The sequence below is a fragment of the Dactylosporangium sp. NPDC049140 genome (assembly GCF_040648435.1).
In genome coordinates this window covers 618,990-644,300 of the sequence record NZ_JBEZDS010000001.1, presented here as the reverse complement: position 1 = coordinate 644,300, position 25,311 = coordinate 618,990, and the positions used below count along the sequence as shown (strand labels likewise).

The window sequence follows — 25,311 nt, the reverse complement described above, 5'->3', positions numbered from 1 at the left end:
GGGTTGGTGACGGACGTCGGGGGTCATGCCAGCTCGAGCAGCATGTCTCGGCGGAAGCGCAGGGTGTCGGCGAAGCGGCCGACGATCGAGGACATCGGGTCGTCGGAGGGCAGGGCGGCGGCCATGGCGGTCGCGCGCTCGGCGGTGCCGGCGGGCAGCCGCAGGGCGGCCAGCTCGCACAGCCCGGCCAGGCGCCAGCCCGCGGAGCGCCGCCCGCCGAGGTCGTCCAGCGCGGCGAACACCGCCTCGACCAGCGGCTCCGGCCACGGCCGCGGGCACAGCTCCAGCACGTGCTCCACCCCGACCGCGGCGGCCCCGGCCAGCCCGCGGCGCAGGACGCCGACGGCGAGAGCGGCCAGGGCGTCGGAGGGCAGCGCGTCGTAGAGCGCCTCGAGCAGCAGCCGATCGTCGGGCCGCCCACCCGCGGCGACCTCCTCGGTGAGCCGCCCGGTCAGCGCCGTGGCCCAGCGCGAGTCCCGCTGCCCGGCCGCGGCCCGCGCCAGCCCGCGGCGCAGCACGGCGGCCCACTCGTCGGTCACCGGCAGCGCCAGGAACTCCTCCGGCTCGCCCCAGACCGACAGCGGCGTGCGGGTCAGCAGCTCCTCCAGCCACCACGCCCGCTCCCCGACGCCGGCGGGCGGCCGGGGCACGATCCCGTCGCGGCGCATGGCCCGGTCGCACGCGGCCGGCGGCGCGACCTGGATGCGGCCGCCCACGACCCGCACGCACGCCGTGCTCCGCTCGGTCATCCGCCGCGCGAAGCCGCTCCCGGGCAGCATCGCCAGCAGGTCGAGGGCGACGATCCGCACCTCCTTGCGCCGGTCGTCGAGCGCGCCCTCCAGCACCGGCTCGTCGGCGGCGGAGAGCCCGGTCGCGAACGCCCCGAGCAGCGCGGCCCGGTCGTCGGGTGTCTCGGTCGGCCAGACGTCGGCGAGCATGTCCCGCCCGCGCTGCTCCCCCGCGGCGCCGCCCCGCCGCACCGCGGTGAGGATGCCGACCCGCTTGCCGATCGAGCCCAGCTCCCACCCCTGCGGATCGTCGGCCGGCGCCTCCACCGCGGTCGCGCCGAGGAAGCCCCATTCGGGCCGCTGCCGCGCGAGCCAGCCGGCCCGCGGCCCGCCCGCCGCGGCGACGAGCGGCCGCAGCGCCCGGTGCCGCCGGGCCACCTCCAGCAGCGCCGGCAGCAGGTCGCCCGGGACCCGCCGCGGCCCCATGCCCCCCAGCCACTCGGCCAGCAACTCCAGCCGCCCGTCGGCGTCGCGCACCGGCACGGCGTTGCTCGTCCCGTAACCGGCCGCGTCGACCGCGAGCAGGTCCGCCGCCCGCGCGGCCGCCGCCCACGACACCAGCGGGATTCCGGAGTCGTCGGGCGCGGCCTCCGGAACCGCGAGCCCCCGGCGCGCCCGGAACCCCGCGCGCCGATACAGCGCCAGCGACCCGGCCGCGTCGAGCAGCGCCTCGGCCGGGTCCTCCCCGACCCGCCCGACCCCGGCCGGCAGCGTCCGCCGCTGCGTCCCCACGAGCGCCGTGGCGAGCACATCGCCCCAGTCCGGCTTCGCCTCGGGGTTCACAGCCGCACCAGCCGCTCGTCGGCCCAGACGCCCAGCGGCCGCAGCCCGCCCGCCGACCACTCCCCCGTGACCGTCGCCGGCCGTCCCGCGGTCACCGCGACCAGCCGCCACGGCTCACCCGCGGCCGGGTCGAGCGGCAGCCCGTCGCCGCCGGCGTCCACCAGCGCCCATCCGCCCCCGTCGCGCACCGGCGAGACCCCGTCGAGCACCATCGGCCAGTAGTCGAGCCACGGGTCTGCGGCCAACGCGACCGCGTGTGCCTGCAGGTTGTCCTCGACCCCGGCGCCCCCGGCGACGAAGTGCATGCGCTCCGGCGGCGCGTGCCGCTTGGCGATGAGCGCCCGCGCCGGCTGCCCGCCCGGGTAGAGGCACACGTCCGCGTCGAACTCGGTGCCGGGCAGCAGGTCGATCGGTAGCGACTGGCCCGCCACCGCGAACGACAGCACGATGAGCGGCGCCGCGGACCCGGCCCCGCGCAGCCAGGCCCGGCGCACGGTCAGCTGGTCTTCGATCTCGTCGCGCACCCCGTGCACCTGCCAGCGGTCGCGCACCGCCGGGCCGGCGAGCACCGTCTCGGTCGCGATGGGCACCCCGACGCGCATGCGGACGCTGGCCGCGAGCTCCTCGGGCAGTTCCTCCAGCCGCCGGTAGCCCCCGACGAGCAGGTGCAGCCGGGCCAGCTCGCCGAGCAGCCGCTCGGGGGAGCCCAGCACGGCGGTGGTGCGGCGCAGGATGCCGGCGGCGCTGGCCGCCTGGGCGTCGACGAGCCGGGCGATCATCGTGTCCCAGGCCGGGCCGCCCTTGCCCGAGCCCGCGAGGCCGGAGCGCACCTGGTCGGCGAGCCAGCGGTCGAGCTCGTCGAGCCCGGCGGCGATGCGGTCGGCCCGGCGCGCCTGGGCCTTCTCGCTGACGGGGGCCCGGCCCGAGCTGCCCCCGCCGGGCTTCTCGCCGACGGGGGAGGCCGGCCCCGCGACGGACCGGTTGGCCCGCGCGGCCCGGGCGGCCTGCCAGGCGCTGGCCCACGACGGCGCGACTGCCTCCGGTACCGCCCCCGACGACCACCGCAGCAGCAGGGCGAGCGCGTGCTTGCAGGGGAACTTGCGGCTCGGGCAGGTGCACTTGAACGCGGGCTCGGTGAGGTCGACGGCGGTCTGATACGGCGTGCTCCCGCTGCCCTGGCACAGCCCCCACAGGGTCGGGTCGATGTCGTCGGCGGCGCTCAGCCCGGTCTCCAGCCAGGCGCGGTCGGCCGCGAGCCCGCGCGCCGCCCGCTGCGCGGACGAGTCGGGGGCCAGCGCCATCACCTGGTCGGTCGTCCAGACCGTGGTGACCGTCGTTGTTTCCGCCATGCTGCTTACCGTAGTGAGGGGGTACGACATTTCGCGGGTGGGTATGTTTCCCGTCATGAGACCCGTACGTACCGCAGCCCGTTCGATGCTCGCGGCGATCTTCGTGGTCCAGGGCTGGGCCGCGTTCACGAACCCGGGCCGGCTGGCCGGCAAGGCCCGCGGCGTCACCGACAAGCTCGAACCGACGATCAAGGCGCTGCACCCGAGCCTGCCGACCGACGCCGAGACGCTCGTGCGGGTCAACGCCGCCGCCCAGGTCGCGGGCGGCGTGCTGCTGGCCACCGGGCACGTCACCCGGCCGGCCGCGCTGCTGCTGGCCGGCTCGCTGGTGCCCACCACGCTGGCCGGGCATGCGTTCTGGGAGATCGACGACCCGCAGCAGCGCCAGCTGCAGCGGATCCTGTTCCTGAAGAACATCGGCCTGATGGGCGGCCTGCTGCTGGCCGCGCTCGACCGGGAGGGCCGCCCCGACCTGCGCTGGCGCGCGGGTCACGCGGCCAAGACCCTGAAGCGGGCGCGGCGCCACCTCAGGGACAGTTCACCCATTCCTCTTCACCATCGGTGAACACCTGACGCTTCCAGACCGGCAGCCGGGCCTTGACCTCGTCGACGAGCCGGGCGCAGAGCGCGAACGCCTCCGCCCGGTGCGCGGTCGACACGGCCGCGGCCAGCGCGACGTCGCCGATCTCGAGCCGGCCGACCCGGTGCGAGACGGCGAGCCCGCGCACCGCGGGGTCGGCGGCGATCTCGGCCGCGACCTCGGCGAGCACGTCGGCCGCGCTGGGGTGGCCCTCGTACTCGAGTTCCACCACGCCCCGCCCGCCGTCGTGGTCGCGCACGACGCCGGCGAACGACACGACCGCACCCGCCGCCGGGTCGGCGACCGCCCGCTCGTGCGCCTGCACGTCGAGGGGCTCGGTGGTGACCTGGGTGCGGATCATGCGCGGTCCCCGTCCAGCAGCGGCACGAGCTGCGCGACCGTGCCCGCGTGGCCCTCGGTGCCGGGCGGGATGACCGCGAAGCCGACCGAGTTGGCCAGACCGCGCAGCATCGACGAGCCGACGTGCGCGACCGGGTGCGCGCGACCGTCGGCGAGGGTCACCAGGGCGAGGTGCGTGAAGTCGCCGCGGCCGGGGACGTCGGCGCCGAGGGTGACGGTGGCCGGCTCGGGAGCCGATCGGCCGGTGAGGCCGGTGAGCAGGGGAAGTACCAGCGAAACCAACGCAACAAACGTGGACTGCGGGTTGCCCGGCAGACCCGCGACGAACTGCCCGCCGGGCAGCTGCGCAACGAGCATCGGGAAACCGGGGCGCACGGCCACGGTGTTGACGACGTAGCGGGCGCCGAGCTCGGCCAGCGCGGGGTGCAGGTGGTCGACCGGCCCGTGCATGGTGCCGCCGGTGGTGCAGATGACCTGCGCGCCGGCGTCGACCGCGCCGCGCAGCGCGGCCACGTGGTCCTCGAGCGTGTCGGCGACCGGCCCGCGCACGTGCACGACGTCGGTGCCGGCACGGCGCAGCCAGGAGGGCAGGGCCGGGCCGAGCGCGTCGCGGACCCGCCCGTGCCCGGGGGCGCCGGCGGTGAGCAGCTCGTCGCCGAAGACCAGCACCGCCGTCTTCGGGGCGGGGCGGCAGGGCAGCGTGTCGTACCCGCACGACGCCGCCAGCCCGATGACCCCCGGCGTGATCGGGGTACCCGCGGGCAGCAGCACCTCGCCGGCCGCGGCCTCCTCGCCCTGCCGGCGCCAGTCGGGCAGCGTGCGCGCCTGGCCGGTGACCAGCCCGTCGTCGGTCCGGGACTCCTCGACGCGGACCACGGCGGTCGTGCCCTCGGGGACCATGCCACCGGTGGCGATCTCGACGCAGGTGCCGTCGGCGGTGAGCGGCCCGGCGGTGTCCCCGGCGAGCACCCGCCCGACGATCCGCCACGGCGCCGGCCCGCGCGCGGCCCAGCCGTCGACGCTGGAGGTGGCGAAGGCCGGCAGGTCGGTCAGGGTCACCAGGTCGGCGGCGAGCGTGAGGCCGTCGGAGTCGGCGAGGGGCACCGCCACGGGTTCCGGCGCAAGCGCCGAACCAGCGGCGCGGACCGCCTCGCGGGCGGCCGTCCACGCGATCGGTAACGTCACGTTCGAAGCCTAATGCTCAGGTCCGCGTCGCTTGCAGACCGTCGCTTCCAATCAGTGATCCCCGCCCCGGAGCTGCTCCACCGCGTGGCGCAGCACCGGGCCGAGCACGGCCAGGCCATCCTTGGCCCCACCCCGTGACCCCGGAAGGTTGACCACGAGCGTCCGCCCCGCGACCCCGGCGAGGCCCCGCGACAGCATCGCGGTCGGTACCTTCCCCAGCCCGGCCGCCCGAACCGCCTCGGCGATCCCCGGCACCTCGTAGTCGAGGACCCGGCGGGTCATCTCCGGCGTGCGGTCGGTCGGCGTGATCCCGGTCCCGCCACTGGTGAGTACGACATCGGCGTTCCCGGCGACCGCGTCCCGCAGGGCGGCCTCGACCGGCTCCCCGTCGGGCACCACGACGGGCTCGTCCACCTCGAAGCCGAGCGAGCGCAGCCCTTCGACGAGGAACGGCCCGCTGGTGTCCGCGTAGATCCCCGCCGCGGCCCGGTTGGACGCCACGACCACGACGGCCCTCATCGGTCCCGCTCCCACAGCCCGGTCTTCCCGCCCTCTTTGCGCAGCACCCGCACGTTCTCGATGGACGCCGCCGGGTCGACCGCCTTGACCATGTCGATGAGCGCCAGCCCCGCGGTCGCCACCGCGGTCAGCGCCTCCATCTCGACCCCGGTCCGGTCGGCCGTCTTGGCCGCCACCTCGATCTCGATCGTCTCGTCACGCAGCGTCAACTCAACGGTCACACCGTGCAGGGCGATCGGATGGCACAGCGGCACCAGGTCGGGCGTCCGCTTGGCGCCCATGATCCCGGCGATGCGCGCGACCGCCAGAGCGTCACCCTTCGGCAGCGATCCGTCACGCAGCAGCGCGACGACTTCGCTTGTGGTGCGTACGAATCCCGCGGCGACGGCCCGCCGGACGGTGACCTCCTTGGCGGCCACATCGACCATCCGGGCGGCACCAGAGTCGTCCACGTGTGTCAGCTCATTTGGCACGCAAAAGAGCTTATGCATCGGAGGCGCACGGTGGGGGTAGTCGTGCACGCTAGGGCTAGCCGCGTCGATTTCGCTATACGGAGCGTCACTTTCGGGTCGCTGAATCGTGACAAAGGCCGTTATAGTTCGCAAACTATGATTCGACGGACAATTCGCTTAGGGCATCTTGCGTTTTGCACCCTAGGCTGCGTTCAGCACTTCAGACGTCGATGAACATCGATATCTGGTGCTGAACGGGGGTCGTATCCGCGACGCGACCTTTAGGGGCGAAAAATGTTGAGAGACCACGACTGGGGCTGACCCGATCCCGGGTTGACAAGCACGTAGCGATATCGGTCACGATGAGGTGGCCGATGCAGAAAACACCGCGAGTCGACGACGCGACCAACCGGCGCCTGTGGCGTCTCGTTGGTCCCGTCGTCGTCGGCGGGGCGCTCGCCGCGCTCTGGGGTCTCTGGGGCGTCGCCAGCCGTCCGGCCGAGTTCGCCGGCCTGGCCGTGCTGACATTGGTGCTGGTCGGCCGGGGCTTCGTGACGATGGAGATCCGCATCCGGTCCGTGTCGGACGTGATCACACCGACCACCGCCGTGATCACGCTCGCCGCGGTTTTCCTGCCGGCGCCGGAGATGATCCTCGGCACAGCGTGCGGCACATTCCTGTCCCATCTGGCCCGGCGGGCGACCGATCCGACGAAGATCGGGTTCAATGTCGGAAAAGACACAATTGGCGCGGCCGCCGCCGTCGGCGCCGCCACTCTTGCCGGGACTCATCCGATCCTGCAAAATCCGGCATCCAACCCATTCGCTGCGATACCCGGGCTTTTCGCCGCATTTCTGGCCTACATGCTGATCGACGAACTCGTGGCCCACGCACTGTTCTCGATAATCACGCACAAGCCCTTCCGCCAGCTGCTGTTCGCACACGTCGACGTCCGGATCATGACCCGGCTCGGGCTCCTCGGCGTCGCGCTGCTCACTGTCGTGGCGTACCACATCAGCCAATGGCTCCTGCTGGTTCTTCCACCGCTCGCCGTGGCGATCCATCTCGCGTTCGCCAACAAGACCCGCACCCGCGCCGGCAACGAGGCCTGGCAACGCCTCGCCGAGGCCACCGACGAATTCAACTCGGTCGACCAGACCGACGTGCTCTACGCCGCCGTGCGCCGGGCCACCGACATCTTCTCCACCGACCAGGCCGAGGTCGAGATCCGCTCGCCGGGCGGCGACTCGCGCCTGGTCCGCAGCAACGGCCAGGAGATCCTCTACGACGGGCCACCCGCCGACGCCCCGGCCGCCGAGGGCTACCTGATCCCCGTCGCCCTCGAGAGTTACCGCGGCGACGGCGACCTCGGCCAGCTGCGGCTGCGCTTCCGCGGCAGCGGGCCGGTCAAGTTCACCGAGCGGGAGCAGTACACCCTGCGCACCTTTACCGCCGCCCTGTGCACCGCGATCCGCAACGCCGCGACCTTCGCCGAGACCCAGCGCCTCGCCGACAGCCACGCCCGCGCCGCGGCGCAGGACCCGCTCACCCGGCTGGCGAACCGGAGGCGGCTGCAGCAGTACGGCAACGAGATCCTCGCCGGCCAGGCGGGCGTGGTGGGCGTCCTGCTGATCGACCTCAACCACTTCAAAGAGGTAAACGACACCCTCGGCCACGCCGAGGGCGACCGGGTGCTCGTCGCCGTCGCCGACCGCCTCACCGCCGCGGCCCGCCCCGGCGACCTGGTCGCCCGCTTCGGCGGCGACGAGTTCGCGATCCTCCTGTCCGGCCTCAGCGCGCCGGCCATTGCCGAGCTGCGCGCCCACGCCATGCTCGACGCGCTCGCCCCGCCCATCGAGCTCGACGACATGCGCATCAGCGTCGAGGCCAGCTGCGGTGTGACCACCGGCACCGCCGGCAGCGTCGGAGAACTCCTGCGCCGCGCCGACATCGCGCTCTACCAGGCCAAACAGGAAGGCCAGCGAGTAGTCGTCTACGCCCAGGCCCGCGACACCGCCGACGTCGGCAGCCTCACCCTTGGCGGCGACCTCGCCCGCGCCGTGGCCGAGCACCAGTTCACCGTGCACTTCCAGCCCATCGTCGACCTCGCCAGCGGCCGCGTGATCGCCGCCGAGGCCCTGACCCGCTGGCACCACCCCGACCGCGGCCCCCTCTCGCCCGACCGCTTCCTCGGCGCCATCGAACGCTCCGGCCAGCTCGCCGCCTTCGCCGACGCCGTACTGGACCAGGCCCTGATCGCCGTGACGGACTGGGCCGACGCCGGCTACCCCATCCCCGTCGCCGTCAACGTCTCCCCGCGCAGCCTCCTGGACCCCTCCTTCCCGGACGCGGTCGCCCGCCGCCTCGGCGCCCGCGGCGTCCCCTCCTCCTCCCTCGTCATCGAGCTCACCGAGTCCGTGACGCTGAGCAAGCTCGAGGTCGTCGACGAGGTCCTCGCCGCCCTGCGCGACCAGGGCATCCGCCTGGCCCTGGACGACTTCGGCACCGGCTTCTCGTCCCTGGCCACCCTCGCCCGCGTACCCGTCGACGAGCTGAAGATCGACCGCAGCTTCGTCTCGGCCATGAACGCCTCCGCCCCCGGCGCCGTCGTGCGCTCCACCATCGACCTCGGCCGCAGCCTCGACCTCCTCGTGGTCGCCGAGGGCGTGGAGCGCGAGGACCAGCGCCAACAGCTGTGGGAGCTCGGCTGCCCCGCGGGCCAGGGCCACCTCTTCGCCCGCGCCATGCCGGCCGACCGCCTGCTCGCCCACCTCCACCGCGGCGAGGGCCACCTGGCCGACCCGCTGCACGACACCGGCGCGGTGATCCGGATGTCGAGAAGCCGGCGGGCCCGCCGCATGAGCCTCGGCTCCGCCGAACCCCCCGGCCGCGAGAAGTCCACCTAGACATCGGCACAATGGTCGGCATCGCTACCGACCTGCGCGCCCGCCTCCTGGACGCCGCCTTCTACGCCCTCTGCGCCGCCTTCGCCGCGGTGACCGCCCTGACCTCGACCCTGCTGCCGCACCGGGCCTGGGGCACGATCGCCTGGATCGCCTACGCGACGGGCGCGGCGCTGGTCCTCCTCATCGGCCGGCACCGCGTGGTACCCCTCCTCTTCGCCACCACCGCCCTGCTCCCGCTCCTGGTGGAGGCGATCCAGCGCGCATCCGGCCGCACCGACCGGGCGCAGGAAGAGGTCCTGGTCGTCGAGCAGATGGGCGGCCGCCTGGCCCACACCGGCACCCCGTACCTCGCGCGCGAGGCAATCGCCGCCCTCCCCGAGCCCGACCGCCTCCTCGGGTACGCCCCCTATCAGCCCGGGATGTCGGTCTTCGGCCTGCCGCGCGCCGGGTTCGGCGATGCCTGGTGGACGGACGCCCGCGTGTGGTTCGCGGTCGTGACGACGTTCTGCCTGGTGTACTGCCTGAACCTGCTCCGTCCTCACGCCGACCCCCTCCGCCTGGCCCAGGCGGTGGCGGTCCTGCCGCTGTGCACCCTGACCCTCGCCACCGGCGGCGACGACCTCCCGGTCCTGACTCTCTGCCTGCTGGCGCTCGCCCTGGCCGCGCGGAACCGCTACACCGCGGCCGGCGTGGCGGTCGGCCTGGCCGGCGCCCTGAAGCTCTTCGCCCTCCCGGTGGCCCTGGTCCTGCTGGTCCTGATCCTCGCCACCGCCTCCCGGCGCGCCATCGGCTTCGCCGCGACCGCCCTGGGCATCCCTCTCCTCGCCCTGCTCCCCGCCGTGCTGGTCAACGCCGACGCCTACATCGAGAACGCCATCCGCTTCCCCAGCGGCCACGGCCTCGTGACCAGCCCCGCCCAGTCACCCCTGCCCGGCCACCTGATCGCCACCGCACTCCCGGCCGGCCGCACGATCGCCCTGGCCCTGCTGCTCCTGGCCGGCGCGGTCATCGCCCTGATGCTGTTCCGCCGGCCGCCCAGGACCGCGGGCGTCGCCGCCGCGTACATCGCCGCCGGCCTCACCGCCGCCATCATGCTCACGCCGGCGACCCGCTTCGGCTACCTGCTGTACCCGGTCGCCTTACTGGCCTTCTGGTGGTCCCTGCGCAAGACGCCCGACCTCGACCCGGCGTAGACAGGAGGCATGGGCTTCCGCAACCGCGAGGAGGCCGGCGCCGCCCTCGCCGAACTGCTCCGCGACTACGCCGACCGCGAGGACGCCGTGGCCCTGGGCCTGGTCCGCGGCGGCGTACCGGTGGCCGCCGAGGTCTCCCGCCGCCTGCGCATCCCGCTGGAAGTCCTGGTGGTACGCAAGCTCGGCGTGCCCTGGGCCCCCGAGGTGGCCTTCGGCGCGGTCGGCCCGGGCGGCGTCCAGGTCCTCAACGACGAGATCGCCCTGCGCCTGGACGACGAGGAGATCGCGGCCGTCGTACGCCACGAGTCCGCCGAGCTCCACCGCCGCGAACGCCTCTTCCGTCGCTCGCGCCGCCCACTGGACCTCACCGGCCGCGTCGCCCTGGTCATCGACGACGGCCTCGCCACGGGCGCAACGGCCGACGCCGCCGTCACGGTCGCTCGCCACCTGTCCGCGAGCCGCGTCGTCCTCGCCGTTCCGGTCGGCGCAACGGCCGCGGTGGCCCGCCTGCGGCGCGCCGCCGACGAGGTCATCTGCCCGCTGGCCGAACCCTACTTCGGCGCCGTGAGCCGCTACTACGACGACTTCCACCAGCTGACCGACGCCGACGTGACCGCCCTGCTGACCCGACCGCCGTCCTAGATCGCCATGTCCACGAACCGCGACAGGTGCAGCTGCGCCGCCACCGTGATCGTGTCGGTCGGCCCGTTACGGTGCTTGGCCACGATGAAGTCGGCCTCGCCGGCGCGCGGCGACTCTTTGTCGTAGTAGTCGTCGCGGTGGAGCAGGATCACAACGTCGGCATCCTGCTCAATTGACCCACTCTCTCGCAGATCGGACAGCTGTGGGCGCTTGTCGGTGCGCTGCTCGGGGCCACGGTTCAGCTGGCTCACCGCGACCACCGGGCACTCGACCTCCTTGGCCAGCAGCTTCAGGCCACGCGACAGGTCGGCGACCTCCTGCTGCCGGCTCTCGGTGCGCTTCGGGCTGGTCATGAGCTGCAGGTAGTCGACGATGATGAGCTTGAGATCGTGGCGCTGCTTGAGCCGCCGCGCCTTGGCCCGGATCTCCATGAGGTTCATGCTGGGCGTGTCGTCCACGAACAGCGGCGCCTCGCTGATCTCGCCCATGCGCCGCGCGAGCTTGGTCCAGTCGTCGTCGGACAGCTGCCCGGACCGCAGCACGTGCAGCGGCACCCGAGCCTCGGCCGAGAGCAGTCGCATGACGATCTCGACCTTGGACATTTCCAGGCTGAAGATCGCCGAGGCCATGTTGTGCTTGACCGAGGCCGCCCGGCTGAAGTCCATGGCGGCAGTCGACTTGCCCAACCCGGGTCGGCCGGCAACGATGATCAACTGGCCCGCATGCAGGCCGTTCAGCAGGCGGTCCAGGTCACTGAAGCCCGTCGGTACGCCGGTCATCATGCCGCCCGTGGCGCCGACCGCCTCGATTTCGTCAAGGGTCGGCTGCAGCATTTCGGCGAGGATGGCGAAGTCCTCGCTGACGCGCTTCTCGGTCACGTCGTAGATGGCCTGCTGCGCGAGGTCCACGACGTCGTCGACGTCGCGGCCGCCCGGGCCGCCCGAGCCGTACCCGAGCTGGACGATCCGCGTGCCGGCCTCGATCACGCGGCGCAGGACGGCGCGCTCGGCGACGATGCGGGCGTAGTAGCTCGCGTTCGCGGCGGTCGGGACCGTGGTCATCAGCGTGTGCAGATATGGCGCGCCGCCGATCTTCGCGATGTTGCCGGTGTCGGCGAGCGTCGCGGCGACGGTGACGGCGTCGGCGGGCTCGCCGCGGCCGTACAGATCCAGGATCGCGTCGAAGATGACGCTGTGCGCCGGCTTGTAGAAGTCGGTGGTCTTGAGGATCTCGACGACGTCGGCGACCGCGTCCTTGCTCAGGAGCATGCCGCCGAGGACGCTCTGCTCGGCGGCGACGTCCTGGGGCGGCGTGCGCTCGAAGGTCTCGGCGGGGCCGGGCCGGGAGGACTTGCGCTCACCGGGCTCCGGCGGCGGCTCCTCGTCCCAGTTGTGGTCGCCGCCGCGCTTGTCTTCGGTGATCGACATATCCGCCCCTCAACGCCACATCCGCCAGGTCATTAGACCTCGGGGGTATGACAAAAAACCGCCGGCGCGCGATGCGCCCGCGCAACCGTATGGGGCGACTGGCGTTCGATGAAAGTTAGCCGGTGGACAAGCCTGCGGACAACCTGTGGACCGAGGCCCCAGACCTTGGGAAAGCCTGTGTACAGCCCTGTGGAAAACCTGGTGAACAGGCTGCTCAACCGGGCTCTGAGCTGCACGTACGGCGTCCACAGCCTGTGTGCGGTAAAAAGAGGGTCGCGGATTTTCGTCTGGACGACCGATTGCGGAAAGGTCACGAAAGCGTGACGCTCCGGCGGTGGGGTACCCGGATTGGGATCGGCCGCGTGGTCGAGAGCGGCAGGCGCCGGAGACGGGCCGCTGGGATCCGCGCCAGGAGCGCTGGATTCCGCAGCAGCGTGCGCCCGAGGGCGACGACTACGGCATCGAGCCGTTCCCGGCGCGCTCGGATCCGTACCGCCGCCCCGGCCAGGGCCGCGTGCTCGACCACGACGAGTGGGCCACGCGGCGTCCCCGCCGGCGTCTGCCCCTGCCGCCGACGCCCCCGCCGGAGGACCGGGAGGATGTCGACGACGAGGACGAGGACGACGAGGAGGAGCCGGACCAGCGCAGCGTCTACATCGGGTCGTTCATCTCGACGGCCTGCTGGTACCTGATTCCCTTCGCCGCATACGCCGGCTGGTCGATGACCCTGTCGGACGACCCGCGTCCGGGCTGCACCAACGCCTTCGGCCTGCCCTGCCCGTCGCAGCACGACGAGGCAATGGCGAACATCGGCCATCTGGTACCCCAGCTCGCGGTTTCGATGGCGATCAGCATCGTGGTCGCCATGCTGCTCGGCAAGGTGACGACGGGCTGGCGGCCGTTCGCGATCGGCTTCGCGAGCGCGGTGCTGGGCGCGGGCATTGCGACGGTCGGGTTCGCGGTACTGGCGACGCAGCACCTTCCTTTTTGACAACTCGTCGATCACCGTTCGGTCACCGTCGGGTCACGCCGGGAGCCGATCGCCGATCGCCGCCGTCTGACCGGCCAAACACCTCTCGAGGAGGCTTCGATGGCCGGTCGGCACTCGGTACGACGCCTGCAGGTCGCCGCGCTGGTGGCAATCGCCGCCACGCTGCTGGCGGCCTGCGGTGCGGCAGACTCCCCCAGGAACGACAGCGGCAGCGGCAACAAGGCGGCCCCGGGCCTCACCGGCGGGGCGCCGGACAAACCTCAGGGACTCGCGACGCCCGAGACGACCGGCGAGGCCGCGGCCGATCGCGCCGCGGCCGGCGAGGTGTCCGCGTCCGACGAGCCCGTGTCGACGTTTGCGGTGGACGTCGACACGGCCTCGTACGGCTTCGCGAAGCGCACCCTCGAGTCGGGCCGGCGCCCCGCGGCGAGTGCGATCCGCCCGGAGGAGTTCGTGAACTCCTTCGATCAGCAGTACCGCGAGCCGCAGGGCAACGGCTTCTCGATCAACACCGACGGCACCCGGCTACCGTCCACACACCGGGGCGCCGAGGACAACGCCCGCCTGCTGCGTGTCGGCCTGCAGACTCGCGGCGAGTCCGACGCCGAGCGCCCGGACGCGGCTCTGACCTTCGTGGTGGACGTGTCGGGCTCGATGTCGGAGCCGGGCAAGCTCGACCTGGTGCAGCACGGCCTGCGCACGCTTGTCGATCAGCTGCGCCCGACGGACTCGGTGGCCCTGGTCTCGTACTCCGACGAGGCCGAGGTGCTGCGCCCGATGACGCAGGTGCGCGACCGTGACGGCCTGAACCGGGCGATCGACCGTCTCAAGGTCGCCGGGAGCACGAACCTCGAGGCGGGCCTGCGCCTCGGCTACGACACCGCCCGCAAGGGCTTCCGCAACTCGGCCACCAACCGCGTCATCCTGCTCTCCGACGGCCTGCCCAACGTCGGCACGACGGACGCGACGCCGCTGGTCCGCGAGATCCAGGAGGCCGCGGCCAAGCAGATCACGCTGCTGGGCGTCGGTGTGGGCAGCGACTACGGCGACCAGTTCATGGAGCAGCTCGCCGACAAGGGCGACGGCTATGTCGTGTACGTCAGCGACCAGGCTGAGGCCGACCACGTCTTCGTGCAGCAGCTCCCCGCGACGGTCGCTCTGCGCGCGCTGGACGCCAAGGCCCAGGTCGAGTTCGATCCGAAGACCGTTTTGTCGTACCGCCTGATCGGCTACGACAACCGCGCGCTCTCGGCCTCGCAGTTCCGCAACGACCGGGTGGACGGCGGCGAGGTCGGCCCCGGCCACGCGGTGACCGCCCTGTATGCCCTGCACCTGCGCCCCGGCGCCGCCGGCCACCTCGCCGACGTGCGGGTCCGCTGGCAGGACCCGAAGACCCGCGAGGCGAGCGAGCTCTCCCAGCCGATCACGGCGAGCGCCCTGACCGCGGACTTCACGGAGTCCCCGCGCCCGCTGCGGATCTCCTACGTCGCCGCCTACCTGGCCGAGGTGCTGCGGGCCAGCCGGTACGCCGAGGAGGTCCGCCTCCCCGACCTTCGCACGATCGCCCAGAGCGCCGGCGACTCGACCCAGGTCCGGGACCTGACCAACATGATCGGTGACGCGATTCCGCTCTACAGCTGACCAAAGCCAAAGGGCCCCGGAGCGAAACCGCTCCGGGGCCCATTGCGTTGGCTTTACTTGGCCGCCGTGACCTTCAGCGTGAAGCTGGCCGCGACCTCGGGGTGCAGCTTGATCTGCACCTTGTAGTCGCCCACCGACTTCACGTGGCCCGGCAGCTCGAGCCGCCGGCGGTCGAGCTCGGGCCCGCCCGCCTTCTGCACGGCCTCGACGACCTCGGCCGGCGTGACCGAGCCGTAGAGACGCCCCTCGCGGCCGGCGCGAACGGCCAGCTGCACCTTGAGGTTCTCGAGCTGGGCCTTGACCTCGTTGGCGTGCCCGAGGTCGCGGATCTCACGGGCCCCGCGGGCCCGCTTGATCGTCACGATCTGCTTCTCGGCACCCTTGGACCACGGAATCGCGAACCCCTGCGGCAGCAGGTAGTTGCGCCCGTATCCGTCCTTGACCTCGACGATGTCGCCGGGGGTCCCGAGACCCGAGACTTCCTGGGTGAGGATGATCTTCATGTCACCGGCCCCCTTAGCGCGTGGTCGCGGTGTAGGGGAGCAGCGCCATCTCGCGCGCGTTCTTGACGGCACGCGCGATCTGACGCTGCTGCTGGGCGGTCACGCCGGTCACCCGCCGAGCGCGGATCTTGCCGCGGTCGGAGATGAACTTCCGCAGCAGCGCGGTGTCCTTGTAGTCGATGTAGGCGATGCCCTCCTTGTCGAGAGGGTTCACCTTCTTCTTCGGTTTGCGCAGGGCCGCAGCCTTCGCCATTGCTCTTGCTCCTGATGCCATTAGAACGGGGGCTCGTCGTCGAAGGAAGAGTTCGACCTGCCGCCGCCTCCGCCGCCACCGGCCGGGGTCGCGCTGGCCCACGGGTCTTCGTTGAAGCCGCCGCCGCCACCACCGCCCCCGCCGTTGCCGCCGGAGCCGAACCCGCCGCCACCGCCACCACCGGAACTGCGCGACATCTTCTGCACCTTGGCAGTCGCGTAGCGCAGCGAGGGGCCGATCTCGTCGACCTCCAGCTCGATGACGGTGCGCTTCTCGCCCTCGCGCGTCTCGTACGACCGCTGCTTGAGCCGGCCGGAGACGATCACCCGCGACCCGCGGGTCAGCGACTCGGCGACGTTCTCCGCCGCCTGCCGCCACACCGTGCAGGCCAGGAACAGCGGCTCGCCGTCCTTCCACTCGTTGGTGGTGCGGTCCATGAACCGGGGGGTGCTTGCCACCCGGAACTTGGCGACCGCCGCTCCCGACGGAGTGAAACGCAACTCAGGATCATCGGTCAGATTGCCTATGACCGTGATCGTGGTGTCTCCCGCTGCCATATTTGAGTCAACTCCTCGCGCGCTGGTGTATGGCCACCATGTCACAGGGGTACGACAGTTTTCCCGTCACGCCTCGTGGTCTGGGGCCGGGCGAAGCAGATCGATCTCGCCCGAATCCGCTTAGCGGACTTCGGGCCGGATGACCTTGGTGCGCAGCACGGACTCGTTGAGTCGCAGCTGACGGTCCAGCTCGGCAACGGACTCCGGCGAGGCCTGGAGGTCGATGACGGCGTAGATACCCTCGGTCTTCTTGTTGATCTCGTACGAAAGGCGCCGACGGCCCCACACGTCGAGCTTCTCCACCGAGCCACCCGACGTCCTGATCACATTCAGATACTGATCGAGCGACGGTGCGACGGTGCGCTCCTCGAGACTTCCGTCGAGGATCACCATGATCTCGTAATGACGCAAGACTTTCTCACCTCCTACGGGCTAAGCGGCCGCGGTCCATCCGCGGCAGGAGGTCGTGCGTCGTCAATCGGCCTGAGGCCGACGGACCGAACCAGAGTACACGCTGGGGGGTCCAGACAGAAAAAGACCGCGGGGCGCGTCATCCGCTTCGTTGGGTGGGACCTGGGGAGGAACGACCACACCGGTGCGTTGGATGACGGCGCCCCGCGGAGCTATGGAAATAGTACCTTATGCGAAGCTAGCACGTGATGCCCGCTACGCAATAATAGCCCGAATTGCGGCGATTCCCACATCCACCACGCACACTGTCGCGACCAATGCGAGCAGGCCGACCGGCCCGTTGCTCGCCGGGCCGCTCGCGGCCACGGGATCCGCGATCGGCGCCACGGTGACGGAAGACCGGCATACCGGACGCTTCGGCCCCCTCGGCCGAACCGGGTCGCGCGAAGTGTCACACCCACGTCGTAGGCTCTGCGGCATGCGAATCGGTGCTCACGTCGACCCCGCTGAGCCGCTGGCCGAGGCCGCCGCCCGCGGTGCCGACCTCATCCAGTTCTTCCTGACCGACCCGCAGGCCTGGACGGATCCCAAGGACCGCGCCGACGCCGAGGCGATCCGCACCGCCGAGATCGACGTCTATGTCCACGCGCCATACCGGATCAATGTGGCCTCGTCCAACAACCGGATCCGGATTCCGAGCCGCAAGCTGCTGTTCAGCCATGCGGCGGGCGCGGCCCAGGTGGGCGCCAAGGGCCTCATCGTCCACGGCGGTCACGTGGAGAAGGCCGACGGGCTCGACGCGGGCTTCGACAACTGGCGCAAGACCTTCGCCTACGCCGCGGAGCAGGGCGGGTTCGCCACGCCGGTGCTGATCGAGAACACGGCCGGCGGCGACAACGCCTGCGCGCGCCGGTTCGACAACCTCGCCCGGCTGTGGGACGCGATCGGCGACTACGAGGTCGGCTTCTGCCTCGACACGTGCCACGCCCACGCGGGCGGCGAGGACCTGCTCGACATCGTCGACCGGGTCAAGGCGATCACCGGCCGCATCGACCTGATCCACGCCAACAACTCGCGCGACGGCTTCGACTCCGGCCGAGACCGGCACGACAACATGACCTCCGGCGAGATCGATCCGGAGCTGATCGTCGCGGTCATCCGCGCGGCCGGCGCCCCCGCTCTCGTCGAAACTCCGGGTGGCGCCGAGGGCCAGGGCGCCGACATCAACTACCTGCGGGAGCGGCTGGCGTGAGCAACGTTTCGTCGGAGCCGACGGTGTCCGAGGAGCAAGACCCGAGCGAGCCGGACGGCCACCACCCACCCGGCACCACCGACTCGGGCGCGTCCGAGGGCGCCGACGGGAAAGTTTCGGACGCCGGTGCCGAGACCGCGTCGACTTCGGATACCGCCGACACGGACGGAACGGATATATCCGATTCGTCCGATAGGGCGAATTCGGCCGGCGACGGCGACGAGTCCGCGACCGGGACCCCGCCGGTGGAGGAGCTCGACGCCGTGGACGCGAGCGCGAGCGCCGAACCCGTCGAGAAGTCCGACACCACGGCGGACGAGGACGGCGAGAAGGCGAAGAGCGACGAGCCCTCCGACCCGTTCACCGCGTTCGCGCCCGAGCCCGAGTTCGTCCCCGGGCGCGTGGGCCGGATCTCCCGGACGAGCGGCTCGGCCCTCGTGCGGTTCTTCGCGCACGAGTGGACGCTCGCCGCGATCGGGTCGGTCCTGCTCGCCATCGCCATGACCTGGCCCGCGATCAGGCACCCGGCCACGACGATCCCGCAGGACATCTGGGACCCGACGCTGCAGGCCTGGCAGATGGCGTGGGCCGGGCACATCCTCACGACCGACCCGCTGCAACTGTGGCACGCCAACGCGTTCTACCCGGACCAGTACAGCTACGCGTTCTCCGACACCCTGCTCGGCTACGCCCCGGCGGGCATGATCGGCACGGGGCCCGAGGCCGCCATCGTGCGGTACAACTTCGTCTTCATCTTCATCTTTGCCTTCGCGTTCTTCGGGGCCTACGCGCTCGTCCGCCAGCTCGGGGCCGGTCGGACGGGGGCCGCGGTCGCCGGCGCGGCGTTCGCCTATGCGCCGTGGCGGCTCGGCCAGGCCGGCCACCTGCACGTGCTGTCGATCGGCGGGATCGCGCTGTCGCTGGCGATGCTGGCGCGCGGGCACGGGTTCTCGCTGCGCAACGGGTACGAGCCGGAGAAGCGCCGCTGGGGCTGGGTCGTAGGCGGCTGGGCCGTCGCCGCGTGGCAGATCAGCCTCGGCTTCGGCATCGGCATCCCGTTCGCCTATGCGCTGCTGTTCGTCGTGCTGGCCGCCGCGATCACGTGGGGCTACCGGCAGGCGTTCCGCTGGAAGGAGCGCCGGCCGTTCGGCTGGAAGCTGCTGCTGGCCAACCTCGGCGGCGGGCTCCTCTTCGCCGGCGTGAGCGCGATGATGGCCTACCCCTACCTGCAGGTACTGAAGCAGCACAAGGAGGCCAAGCGCAGCGCGGAGATCATCAGCCTGTTCTCGCCGCCGCTGAAGGGCTTCTTCATCTCGCCGCCGGAGTCGTGGCTGTGGGGCGACGCCTACGCCAACGCGCGCTCGACGCTGGGCTGGGCGCCGGAGATGGCGCTGCTGCCGGGCTTCTTCCTCTACGGGCTCGCGTTCGCCGGCCTGTTCGTGTCGGTGTGGAAGCTCCAGCACCGCATCCTGCTCGGCGTCGGCGTGGTGATCACGGCCATGCTGGCGATGGGCAGCAACGGCCCGGGGCACGGCGACTTCGGCTACATGGCGCTCTACCGCGTGCTGCCCGGCTTCGAGGGCATCCGCACGTCGGGCCGGCTGATGGTCTGGGTGACGCTGTTCCTGGCGCTGCTCGCCGCGGGGGCGGTGAGCGCGTTCGCGGACCGCGCGGTCGAGCTCTTCGCCGACCAGACCCAGTCCGACATCGGTAACCGGGCGGGCGCCTGGCGCCTGATCACGCTGATACCGCTCGTGCTCGTGCTGGCTGAGGGCGTACACAAGTGGCAGCCCAACCCCGAGGTGCCGCCGTCGCCGGTCGCGATGAGCACGCTCGAGGCGCCCCTGATGGTGCTGCCGACCGGCGAGCTGCAGGACATGAACACCATGCTCTGGAGCACCGACGGCCTGCCGAAGATGGTCAACGGCGGCTCCGGCTTCACCCCCGACGACCAGCAGATCCTGCGCCTCAACATGCAGCAGTTCCCGGACCAGGCCACGGTCGACCAGCTCCGCGAACTGAAGATCCGCACCATCGTGGTCCTGCGAGACCGGGCCCAGGGCACCGAGTACGCGAAGGCCATCGACGCCCCCATCGACGGCCTGGGCATAACGCGCACCGAGCAGGGCAACGTCATCCTGTACAAGATCGACGGCTGACCGAGGTCCCGGCGCGGGCCGGGACCGCACCACCGCCCGGCGCGGGCCGGGACCGCACCACCGCCCGGCGCGGGCCGGGACCGCACCACCGCCCGGCGCGGGCCGGCCGCCGTGGCCGCATGCGGCCGCGGCATCGCGGCTGATCCTTCGCCGGTGGACGCGACCCAGTGCTGATGAGACTCGAGGCGTCTGCGGATGGTCGCTATGGCGGCGGGGCGCGAGAGATGGTCGCCCGGGCCGAATGCGGATCCGGCAGCCCGATGGCGGCGCCCCTGAGAAGGGGAAGGGTCAGGGCCGGGATCGATCCTCAGAGGCCGGAGCGCAGCAGGGCGAAGGCCTCATCCGCGTTGGCGACCGCAGACGGGTACACGGCGTCGGCGCTCTCCCCCGCCAGCAAGCGGTTCGTGTTCTCCATGACCAGGGCGTTGCGCACGCCCGCGATCATCGACGCCGCGGCGCGGTGGCGGAAGTCCGGGCCCAGCTCGGCGGCCAGTTCGTTCGCCGACTCGGCGAGCATCGCCAGCGCGCGCTGGGTCAGGCTCGGCGTCGAGAAGATCAGCTGCAGTACGGCCAGGACGTTTGGCTTGTCGCACAGGCCGGTGTTCGGGTCACGCCGCGCCAGGCCCTCCAGGAAGTGCCGGTGCAGCGCGTCCACCGGCGAGGCGCCCGGCGCCCGCGTGCGCACGATCAGGGCCGGCTCGCTGATGTGCTCCGACATCGGCCCCACGACCAGGTCTTCCTTGCTCGGGTAGTAGTTGAAGAAGGTCATCTTCGAGACGTCGGCCGCCGCCGCGATCTGGGCCACCGACACGTTGTCGAACCCGTGCTCGACGAACAGCTCGATCGCCGCGTTCCACAGCGCCGACCGCGTCTGCGCCTTCTTGCGCTCCCGCAGCGTCTCCCGCATCGGCGCGATCGCGGCCGCCCGCGCCGGGTCGGCGAGCACCTCACGCAGCAACTCACGCCGCCCGTCGGCGTCCCGGGGATTCAGAGCCATGCCAATACTGTACCAGGATTAAACTTGTACCGAGTCTAAAGTTGTGCTTAGTCTATTGAGCATGACGAAGTACCAACGGCTAGTCGGCGTCCTGCTCTGCATGTTCACGATCGTGCTGGCGATCCTCGACCAGAACATCGTTTCGTCGGCGATCGTGCCGATCGTGCGCGACCTCGACCCGGTGCACGGCGTCGAGCACGTCGCCTGGCTGGTCGCGGCCTTCGCACTGGCGTCCACCGTCGTCCTCCCGCTGTACGGCCGCCTCACCGACGCCTTCGGCGCCAAGCCCGTCTGGCTCTCGGCGATCGGCGTCTTCCTGCTCGGCTCGGTCCTCTGCGGCGCGGCCCAGAGCATGGGCCAGCTCATCGCGTTCCGCGCGGTCCAGGGCATCGGCGCCGGCGGCCTGATGAGCGTCACCATGGTGGTGCTCGCCAACCTGGCCGAGCCCGGCACCGACCGCGGCAAGAGCGCCGGCATCGGCGGCCTGTTCGCCGGGGTGGGCATGGCGATCGGACCGTTCATCGGCGGCCTCTTCGCCGACCACGGCAACTGGCGCGGCATCTTCTACATCAACGTCCCGCTCGGCCTGATCGTCATCGCCGGCGGCCTGTTCGCGATCCGCATCCCCCGCGTCACCCGCCGCACGGACCTCGACCTGCCCGGCGCCACGCTGGCGGGCGCGTTCGCGGCCGGCCTGCTGCTGATCTGCGAGTGGGGCGGTCAGCGGTACCCCTGGACGTCCCCGACCATCCTCGCGCTCATCGCGGGCACCCTCGTGAGCCTGGCGCTCTTCGGATGGCGGGAGTCGGTCGCGGCCCACCCCGTGCTCCCGCCATCGCTCCTGCGCGACCGCACGATCCGCGGCAGCTACGCGATCCAGCTGCTCATCGGCGCGGCGATGATCGGGGCGATGGTGCACCTGATGCTGTACCTCCAGGTCGCCCGCGGTGTCAGCGCCTCCGACTCCGGCCTGTACCTCGCGTTCATGGCCCTGGGCCTGACCGCCTCCGGCATGGCGGCGGCCCGACTCCGGCTCACGGTCCGCACCGCCCTGTTCCTCGGCACGGGCTCCGCGGCCGCCGCCCTGGGCGCGATCGTGCTCTTCGTGCACCTCGGCACGTCGCTATGGGCGATCCGCGGCGCGCTCGTGCTGCTCGGCGTCGGCTTCGGCCAGCTCATCGGGCGCCTGATCACGGTCGTCCAGGACGCCGCGCCCACCCACCAGCTCGGCGTGGCCACGACGGGCATCCGGTTCTTCCAGTCCCTGGGGACCGCGGTCGGCGCCGCGGCCCTCGGCTCCGTGCTCAGCCGGGTGTACGAAGGCCGGACCGGCACGCAGATGTCAACGGCCGCCATCGCCGCACAACCGGGCGCCCTCGACGGCTTCGTGACCGGCATCGAGGTCGTCTTCGCGGTCGCCGGCGCGGTCGTCCTGCTGGCCCTGCTGGTGGTGGCCCGCCTGCACCCGGTTGAACGAGACCTCGAGCCCGAGTCGATCAAGTCGCTCGATCACGCAACCTCATGAAATATTCGATAAGTCGCGATGCAGAGCGCCCGACTTATCGAAAAGAAGCGGCCCGGCTCGAGCCGGTAAAGGCATCGAACCGGGCCGATCATGGATTCACGTGAAACGGACAGTGGGGCCGCTAACCCCTCGCCAGCGCCGGCGATGGTGGCGGTGGCGGCTCCAGCAGGGCGTGTTCCTCCAGCGGATCCTCGTTGTAGCTGCCGCCATCGGGGTCCTCGCCCTCGTACGTCTGGCGCACCACGTCCTCCTCCGGCTTCCGGATGTCGTGGATGACGTAGCCGCAAAGGATCGCGAGCGTCACGAGGCGCAGGATCGAAGCCAGCACGAAGACGCCCTCAGGGAACACCTGGCGCCCGGACGCCCCCATGAGCTCCCCGTAGAAGGAGACGAAGTAGATGACCTCCGCCGCCTGCCAGGCCAGGAACGCGCCCCATCGAGGCCGGGCGAGCACCGCGAGCGGGACCAGCCACAGCACGTACTGCTGCGACCACACCTTCCCCGTGATCAGGAACGCAGCCACGATCAGGAACGCCAGCTGGGCCAGGCGCGGCTCCTTGGCCGACGTGAGCCCGAGGATGAGGATGCCCGCGCAGCAGATCAGGAACAGGCCGAGATAGAGGATGTTGAGCGTCGCGTGCTCGGGGTCCAGGTCGAGGTTCTGGAAGAACGGGAAGCCGTACTGCCCGTTGCCTCGCGGGAAGTGCGCGCCGATGTACCACAGCGTGCCCCAGTCGATCCCGCGTAGCTGGTTGAACTGCCAGAACTTGGACCAGGCGTCGTAGAAGAAGATCGCCACCGGCAGGTTGACCACCAGCCAGGTGGCCACGCCGGTGCCCACGGCTATGAAGAAGTCTCTCCACTTGCCTGTTCGTATGCTCAGCACCAGTAGGGCGCCGAGTATCAGCACCGGATAGAGCTTCGCCGCGGTCGCCAGGCCGAGGAACACCCCGGCGAGGACCGGTTTTCGTTTGGCCCAGTAGGCCATTGCGACAGCGGTCAGCCCGACCGTGAACAGGTCCCAGTTGACGGTCGCGGACACGAAGAGCGCGGGGGCGGCGGCCAACAGGGCCGCATCCCAGGGTCGACGTCGGCGCACCGCCAGGGTCGCGACGACCGCCGCGATGCCGAAGGCGCCGAGCACGACCGCGTTGACGTCGTAGAACGTCTGGCCGTCGTTCTGCACGATGCCGCGCTGGTGCAGGTCGTGCACCGGCAGGCCGAGGACGCCCATGAAGGCGCCGGTCAGCACCGGGTACTCGACCTGGTGGTCGGCGTAGGGGACCTGGCCCTCGTTGAGGCCCTCGGCGTAGTACAGCGCGAGGACGTCGGTGTAGCAGAAGTACTTGTACTGCTTCATGTCCACCCACGCGGCGTCGCGGCAGGGGGACTTCTGCATCCAGTGGAAGCTCAGCATGGCGCAGATCAGCAGCAGGACCACGCGTGCGGGCGTCCAAAAACGGCCGCCGCTACGAGACCGCACGGCGTGGTTGCCGATGGGGCCGCCGATCGACTCGGACAGGCCACCGATGAAGCGGTCGGAGTTGGCGGGCTCGTCGACTGGATGCTCGGGGCGCGCGGTTGGCTGGCCCGTACTCATCGGCATCGTGTCACCGTACCGTCGCCGGCTCGGAAGTCGATGCAAGGCCCGGCTCGACGCGGGCATCCTTCCGGATCGGCAGGGCAAAGAGGAGGGCGACCATCAGCAGCAGGTACCAATTCTTGATGATGAATCCCTGGATGCCGTGGCTCCAGGGGTCCAGGGGCAGCCCCTGCTCGAACCACGAGACCAGGCCGAGGCCGACGGTGACCGCGATGACCACGGCGAGCCAGGCCCGCCGGCCGGCCGCGGCGAGCACGATCAGCGCGGGCACGAACCAGTAGATGTGGTGCACCCAGGTGATCGGGCTGACCAGGCAGCCCACGATGCCGGTGATGGTCAGGCCGACCACCTCGTCGCCGGCCAGCGCCGCCTTGCGCGCCCGCCACAGCCCGAACCCGAGCGCCGCCAGCACCAGGACCGCCCAGACCAGGCGGTTGGCGTCGTGGGGCGCGGAGAGCCGGGCGAGCATCCCGTAGAAGGACTGGTTGAAGGTGTACGCCGCGTTGCCGATCCCTTCGCCCTGCCACAACGCGTCCGTCCAGAAGTCGATCGAGCCCCTGGGCATGACGGCGAACGCCAGCAGGCTCGCGGCCGCGGCGCTCGCGATCGCCGTGAGCCCGGCCCGGTACCGGCGGCTGATCAGCAGGTACACGATGAAGATGGCCGGCGTCAGCTTGATCGCGGCGGCGAGCCCGATGAGCACCCCGGCCCAGCGGCTGTTGCGCGGCACGAGCACGAGCAGGTCGGCCAGGACCAGCACGACGAGCACCATGTTGATCTGGCCGAACGTGTAATTCTCACGGATCGGCTCGAGCGCGCTGATCACGACGAGCGCGAGGACGAGCGCGAACACCAACTCCCAGCCCTTGCGCCGGGCCTCGGGGGCGACCAGCCAGTAGGTGGTGACCAGGGTCGCCGCGATCGTGATGACGCTGTAGAGCACCACGGCCCCGGTCCAGGGCAGCACCGCGAACGGCACCAGGACGAGCGCGCCGAACGGGGGATAGGTGAAGCCGAGCTGCCCCTGGGTGTCGTCGGGCTTGACGTAGTCGTAGAGCGGGTGGCCGTCGAGCCACCAGTTCACGGCCTGGCGGTAGATGCCGAGGTCGAACCAGTCGTGGCGGTTGCGGTACCAGATGTGGCCGTAGACGACCAGCGCCGCGAAGAGCCCGAGCAGCACCCACCGAACGACCCTGCGCGTGCCCGAGTCCAACGCATACCCCCACAAAAGAATG

General features: G+C 71.4%; 23 protein-coding genes. 9 read left to right on the top strand and 14 right to left on the bottom strand.

Annotated elements, in window-relative coordinates; translation table 11 throughout:
* Nucleotides 1-23 precede the first annotated feature (23 nt).
* Both AB0B76_RS02870 and AB0B76_RS02865 read right to left on the bottom strand, forming a co-directional pair.
* Complete coding sequence (locus AB0B76_RS02870) at nucleotides 24-1,571, bottom strand: DUF5691 domain-containing protein (protein ID WP_360368217.1); 1,548 nt, start codon at nucleotides 1,569-1,571, stop codon at nucleotides 24-26.
* Entirely contained in the window at nucleotides 1,568-2,920 is a 1,353-nt protein-coding gene (locus AB0B76_RS02865) for an SWIM zinc finger family protein (protein WP_360368214.1), read from the bottom strand. The genes AB0B76_RS02870 and AB0B76_RS02865 overlap by 4 nt, the downstream gene beginning before the upstream one ends.
* 55 nt (nucleotides 2,921-2,975) lie before the next feature.
* On the opposite strand from AB0B76_RS02865, the gene AB0B76_RS02860 reads away from it, so the two are divergent.
* Nucleotides 2,976-3,485, top strand: coding sequence for a DoxX family protein (locus AB0B76_RS02860; RefSeq protein WP_360368211.1), 510 nt, complete (start codon nucleotides 2,976-2,978; stop codon nucleotides 3,483-3,485).
* On the opposite strand, the gene AB0B76_RS02855 is transcribed toward AB0B76_RS02860, so the two are convergent.
* The 4 genes from AB0B76_RS02855 to moaC are packed head-to-tail and all read right to left on the bottom strand — an operon-like array spanning nucleotide 3,448 to nucleotide 6,055.
* Nucleotides 3,448-3,861, bottom strand: a complete 414-nt coding sequence (locus AB0B76_RS02855; protein WP_360368208.1) for a molybdenum cofactor biosynthesis protein MoaE — start codon at nucleotides 3,859-3,861, stop codon at nucleotides 3,448-3,450. The two genes, AB0B76_RS02860 and AB0B76_RS02855, sit on opposite strands and share 38 nt — an antisense overlap.
* Nucleotides 3,858-5,045: a molybdopterin molybdotransferase MoeA gene (locus AB0B76_RS02850; RefSeq protein ID WP_360368205.1), complete on the bottom strand. Its 1,188-nt coding sequence runs from the start codon at nucleotides 5,043-5,045 to the stop codon at nucleotides 3,858-3,860. The genes AB0B76_RS02855 and AB0B76_RS02850 overlap by 4 nt, the downstream gene beginning before the upstream one ends.
* A 51-nt stretch (nucleotides 5,046-5,096) precedes the next feature.
* On the bottom strand, nucleotides 5,097-5,564 hold the full coding sequence (locus AB0B76_RS02845; RefSeq protein WP_360368202.1) for a MogA/MoaB family molybdenum cofactor biosynthesis protein: 468 nt from the start codon (nucleotides 5,562-5,564) through the stop codon (nucleotides 5,097-5,099).
* Complete coding sequence (moaC, locus tag AB0B76_RS02840) at nucleotides 5,561-6,055, bottom strand: cyclic pyranopterin monophosphate synthase MoaC (protein WP_360368738.1); 495 nt, start codon at nucleotides 6,053-6,055, stop codon at nucleotides 5,561-5,563. The genes AB0B76_RS02845 and moaC overlap by 4 nt, the downstream gene beginning before the upstream one ends.
* A gap of 335 nt (nucleotides 6,056-6,390) precedes the next feature.
* Between moaC and AB0B76_RS02835 the strand changes: the two genes are divergently transcribed.
* The 3 genes from AB0B76_RS02835 to AB0B76_RS02825 are packed head-to-tail and all read left to right on the top strand — an operon-like array spanning nucleotide 6,391 to nucleotide 10,757.
* On the top strand, nucleotides 6,391-8,922 hold the full coding sequence (locus AB0B76_RS02835) for a bifunctional diguanylate cyclase/phosphodiesterase (protein WP_360368199.1): 2,532 nt from the start codon (nucleotides 6,391-6,393) through the stop codon (nucleotides 8,920-8,922).
* Nucleotides 8,923-8,933: 11 nt separating this feature from the next.
* Entirely contained in the window at nucleotides 8,934-10,115 is a 1,182-nt protein-coding gene (locus tag AB0B76_RS02830) for a glycosyltransferase 87 family protein (protein ID WP_360368196.1), read from the top strand.
* Between the two features lie 9 nt (nucleotides 10,116-10,124).
* Nucleotides 10,125-10,757, top strand: a complete 633-nt coding sequence (locus AB0B76_RS02825) for a phosphoribosyltransferase family protein (protein ID WP_360368194.1) — start codon at nucleotides 10,125-10,127, stop codon at nucleotides 10,755-10,757.
* Here the strand turns inward: AB0B76_RS02825 and dnaB are convergent.
* Nucleotides 10,754-12,184 (bottom strand): replicative DNA helicase, encoded by a 1,431-nt coding sequence (gene dnaB, locus AB0B76_RS02820; protein ID WP_360368191.1) that lies wholly within the window; start codon nucleotides 12,182-12,184, stop codon nucleotides 10,754-10,756. The genes AB0B76_RS02825 and dnaB overlap by 4 nt on opposite strands.
* A gap of 334 nt (nucleotides 12,185-12,518) precedes the next feature.
* Here dnaB and AB0B76_RS02815 point away from each other — a divergent pair, with 334 nt between their 5' ends.
* Nucleotides 12,519-13,175 (top strand): hypothetical protein, encoded by a 657-nt coding sequence (locus AB0B76_RS02815; protein ID WP_360368189.1) that lies wholly within the window; start codon nucleotides 12,519-12,521, stop codon nucleotides 13,173-13,175.
* A 99-nt stretch (nucleotides 13,176-13,274) separates the two neighbouring features.
* Nucleotides 13,275-14,816, top strand: a complete 1,542-nt coding sequence (locus AB0B76_RS02810) for a von Willebrand factor type A domain-containing protein (protein WP_360368186.1) — start codon at nucleotides 13,275-13,277, stop codon at nucleotides 14,814-14,816.
* A 53-nt stretch (nucleotides 14,817-14,869) separates the two neighbouring features.
* Here the strand turns inward: AB0B76_RS02810 and rplI are convergent, their stop codons facing one another.
* The 4 genes from rplI to rpsF form a co-directional block, all read right to left on the bottom strand.
* Nucleotides 14,870-15,319 (bottom strand): 50S ribosomal protein L9, encoded by a 450-nt coding sequence (gene rplI / locus AB0B76_RS02805; RefSeq protein WP_360368183.1) that lies wholly within the window; start codon nucleotides 15,317-15,319, stop codon nucleotides 14,870-14,872.
* A 13-nt stretch (nucleotides 15,320-15,332) separates the two neighbouring features.
* Nucleotides 15,333-15,572, bottom strand: a complete 240-nt coding sequence (gene rpsR, locus AB0B76_RS02800) for a 30S ribosomal protein S18 (RefSeq protein ID WP_223100246.1) — start codon at nucleotides 15,570-15,572, stop codon at nucleotides 15,333-15,335.
* A gap of 20 nt (nucleotides 15,573-15,592) precedes the next feature.
* Complete coding sequence (locus AB0B76_RS02795) at nucleotides 15,593-16,129, bottom strand: single-stranded DNA-binding protein (protein ID WP_360368180.1); 537 nt, start codon at nucleotides 16,127-16,129, stop codon at nucleotides 15,593-15,595.
* Nucleotides 16,130-16,249: 120 nt separating this feature from the next.
* On the bottom strand, nucleotides 16,250-16,540 hold the full coding sequence (rpsF, locus tag AB0B76_RS02790; RefSeq protein WP_223100250.1) for a 30S ribosomal protein S6: 291 nt from the start codon (nucleotides 16,538-16,540) through the stop codon (nucleotides 16,250-16,252).
* 478 nt (nucleotides 16,541-17,018) lie between these two features.
* Here rpsF and AB0B76_RS02785 point away from each other — a divergent pair, with 478 nt between their 5' ends.
* Both AB0B76_RS02785 and AB0B76_RS02780 read left to right on the top strand, forming a co-directional pair.
* Nucleotides 17,019-17,792, top strand: coding sequence for a deoxyribonuclease IV (locus AB0B76_RS02785; protein ID WP_360368175.1), 774 nt, complete (start codon nucleotides 17,019-17,021; stop codon nucleotides 17,790-17,792).
* Between the two features lie 23 nt (nucleotides 17,793-17,815).
* Nucleotides 17,816-19,951 (top strand): hypothetical protein, encoded by a 2,136-nt coding sequence (locus AB0B76_RS02780; RefSeq protein ID WP_360368172.1) that lies wholly within the window; start codon nucleotides 17,816-17,818, stop codon nucleotides 19,949-19,951.
* A 307-nt stretch (nucleotides 19,952-20,258) separates the two neighbouring features.
* On the opposite strand, the gene AB0B76_RS02775 is transcribed toward AB0B76_RS02780, so the two are convergent.
* Nucleotides 20,259-20,948 carry a TetR family transcriptional regulator gene (locus tag AB0B76_RS02775; protein ID WP_360368169.1) on the bottom strand — a complete coding sequence of 230 codons (690 nt, stop codon included), beginning with the start codon at nucleotides 20,946-20,948 and terminating at the stop codon, nucleotides 20,259-20,261.
* A gap of 61 nt (nucleotides 20,949-21,009) precedes the next feature.
* Between AB0B76_RS02775 and AB0B76_RS02770 the strand changes: the two genes are divergently transcribed.
* A complete protein-coding gene (locus AB0B76_RS02770; protein WP_360368166.1) occupies nucleotides 21,010-22,473 on the top strand; it encodes an MFS transporter in 1,464 nt (487 codons plus the stop codon).
* A 121-nt stretch (nucleotides 22,474-22,594) separates the two neighbouring features.
* Here the strand turns inward: AB0B76_RS02770 and AB0B76_RS02765 are convergent, their stop codons facing one another.
* Both AB0B76_RS02765 and AB0B76_RS02760 read right to left on the bottom strand, forming a co-directional pair.
* Nucleotides 22,595-24,079: a glycosyltransferase 87 family protein gene (locus AB0B76_RS02765; protein WP_360368164.1), complete on the bottom strand. Its 1,485-nt coding sequence runs from the start codon at nucleotides 24,077-24,079 to the stop codon at nucleotides 22,595-22,597.
* A gap of 4 nt (nucleotides 24,080-24,083) precedes the next feature.
* Nucleotides 24,084-25,256, bottom strand: coding sequence for a glycosyltransferase 87 family protein (locus tag AB0B76_RS02760; RefSeq protein ID WP_360368161.1), 1,173 nt, complete (start codon nucleotides 25,254-25,256; stop codon nucleotides 24,084-24,086).
* Nucleotides 25,257-25,311 lie beyond the last annotated feature (55 nt).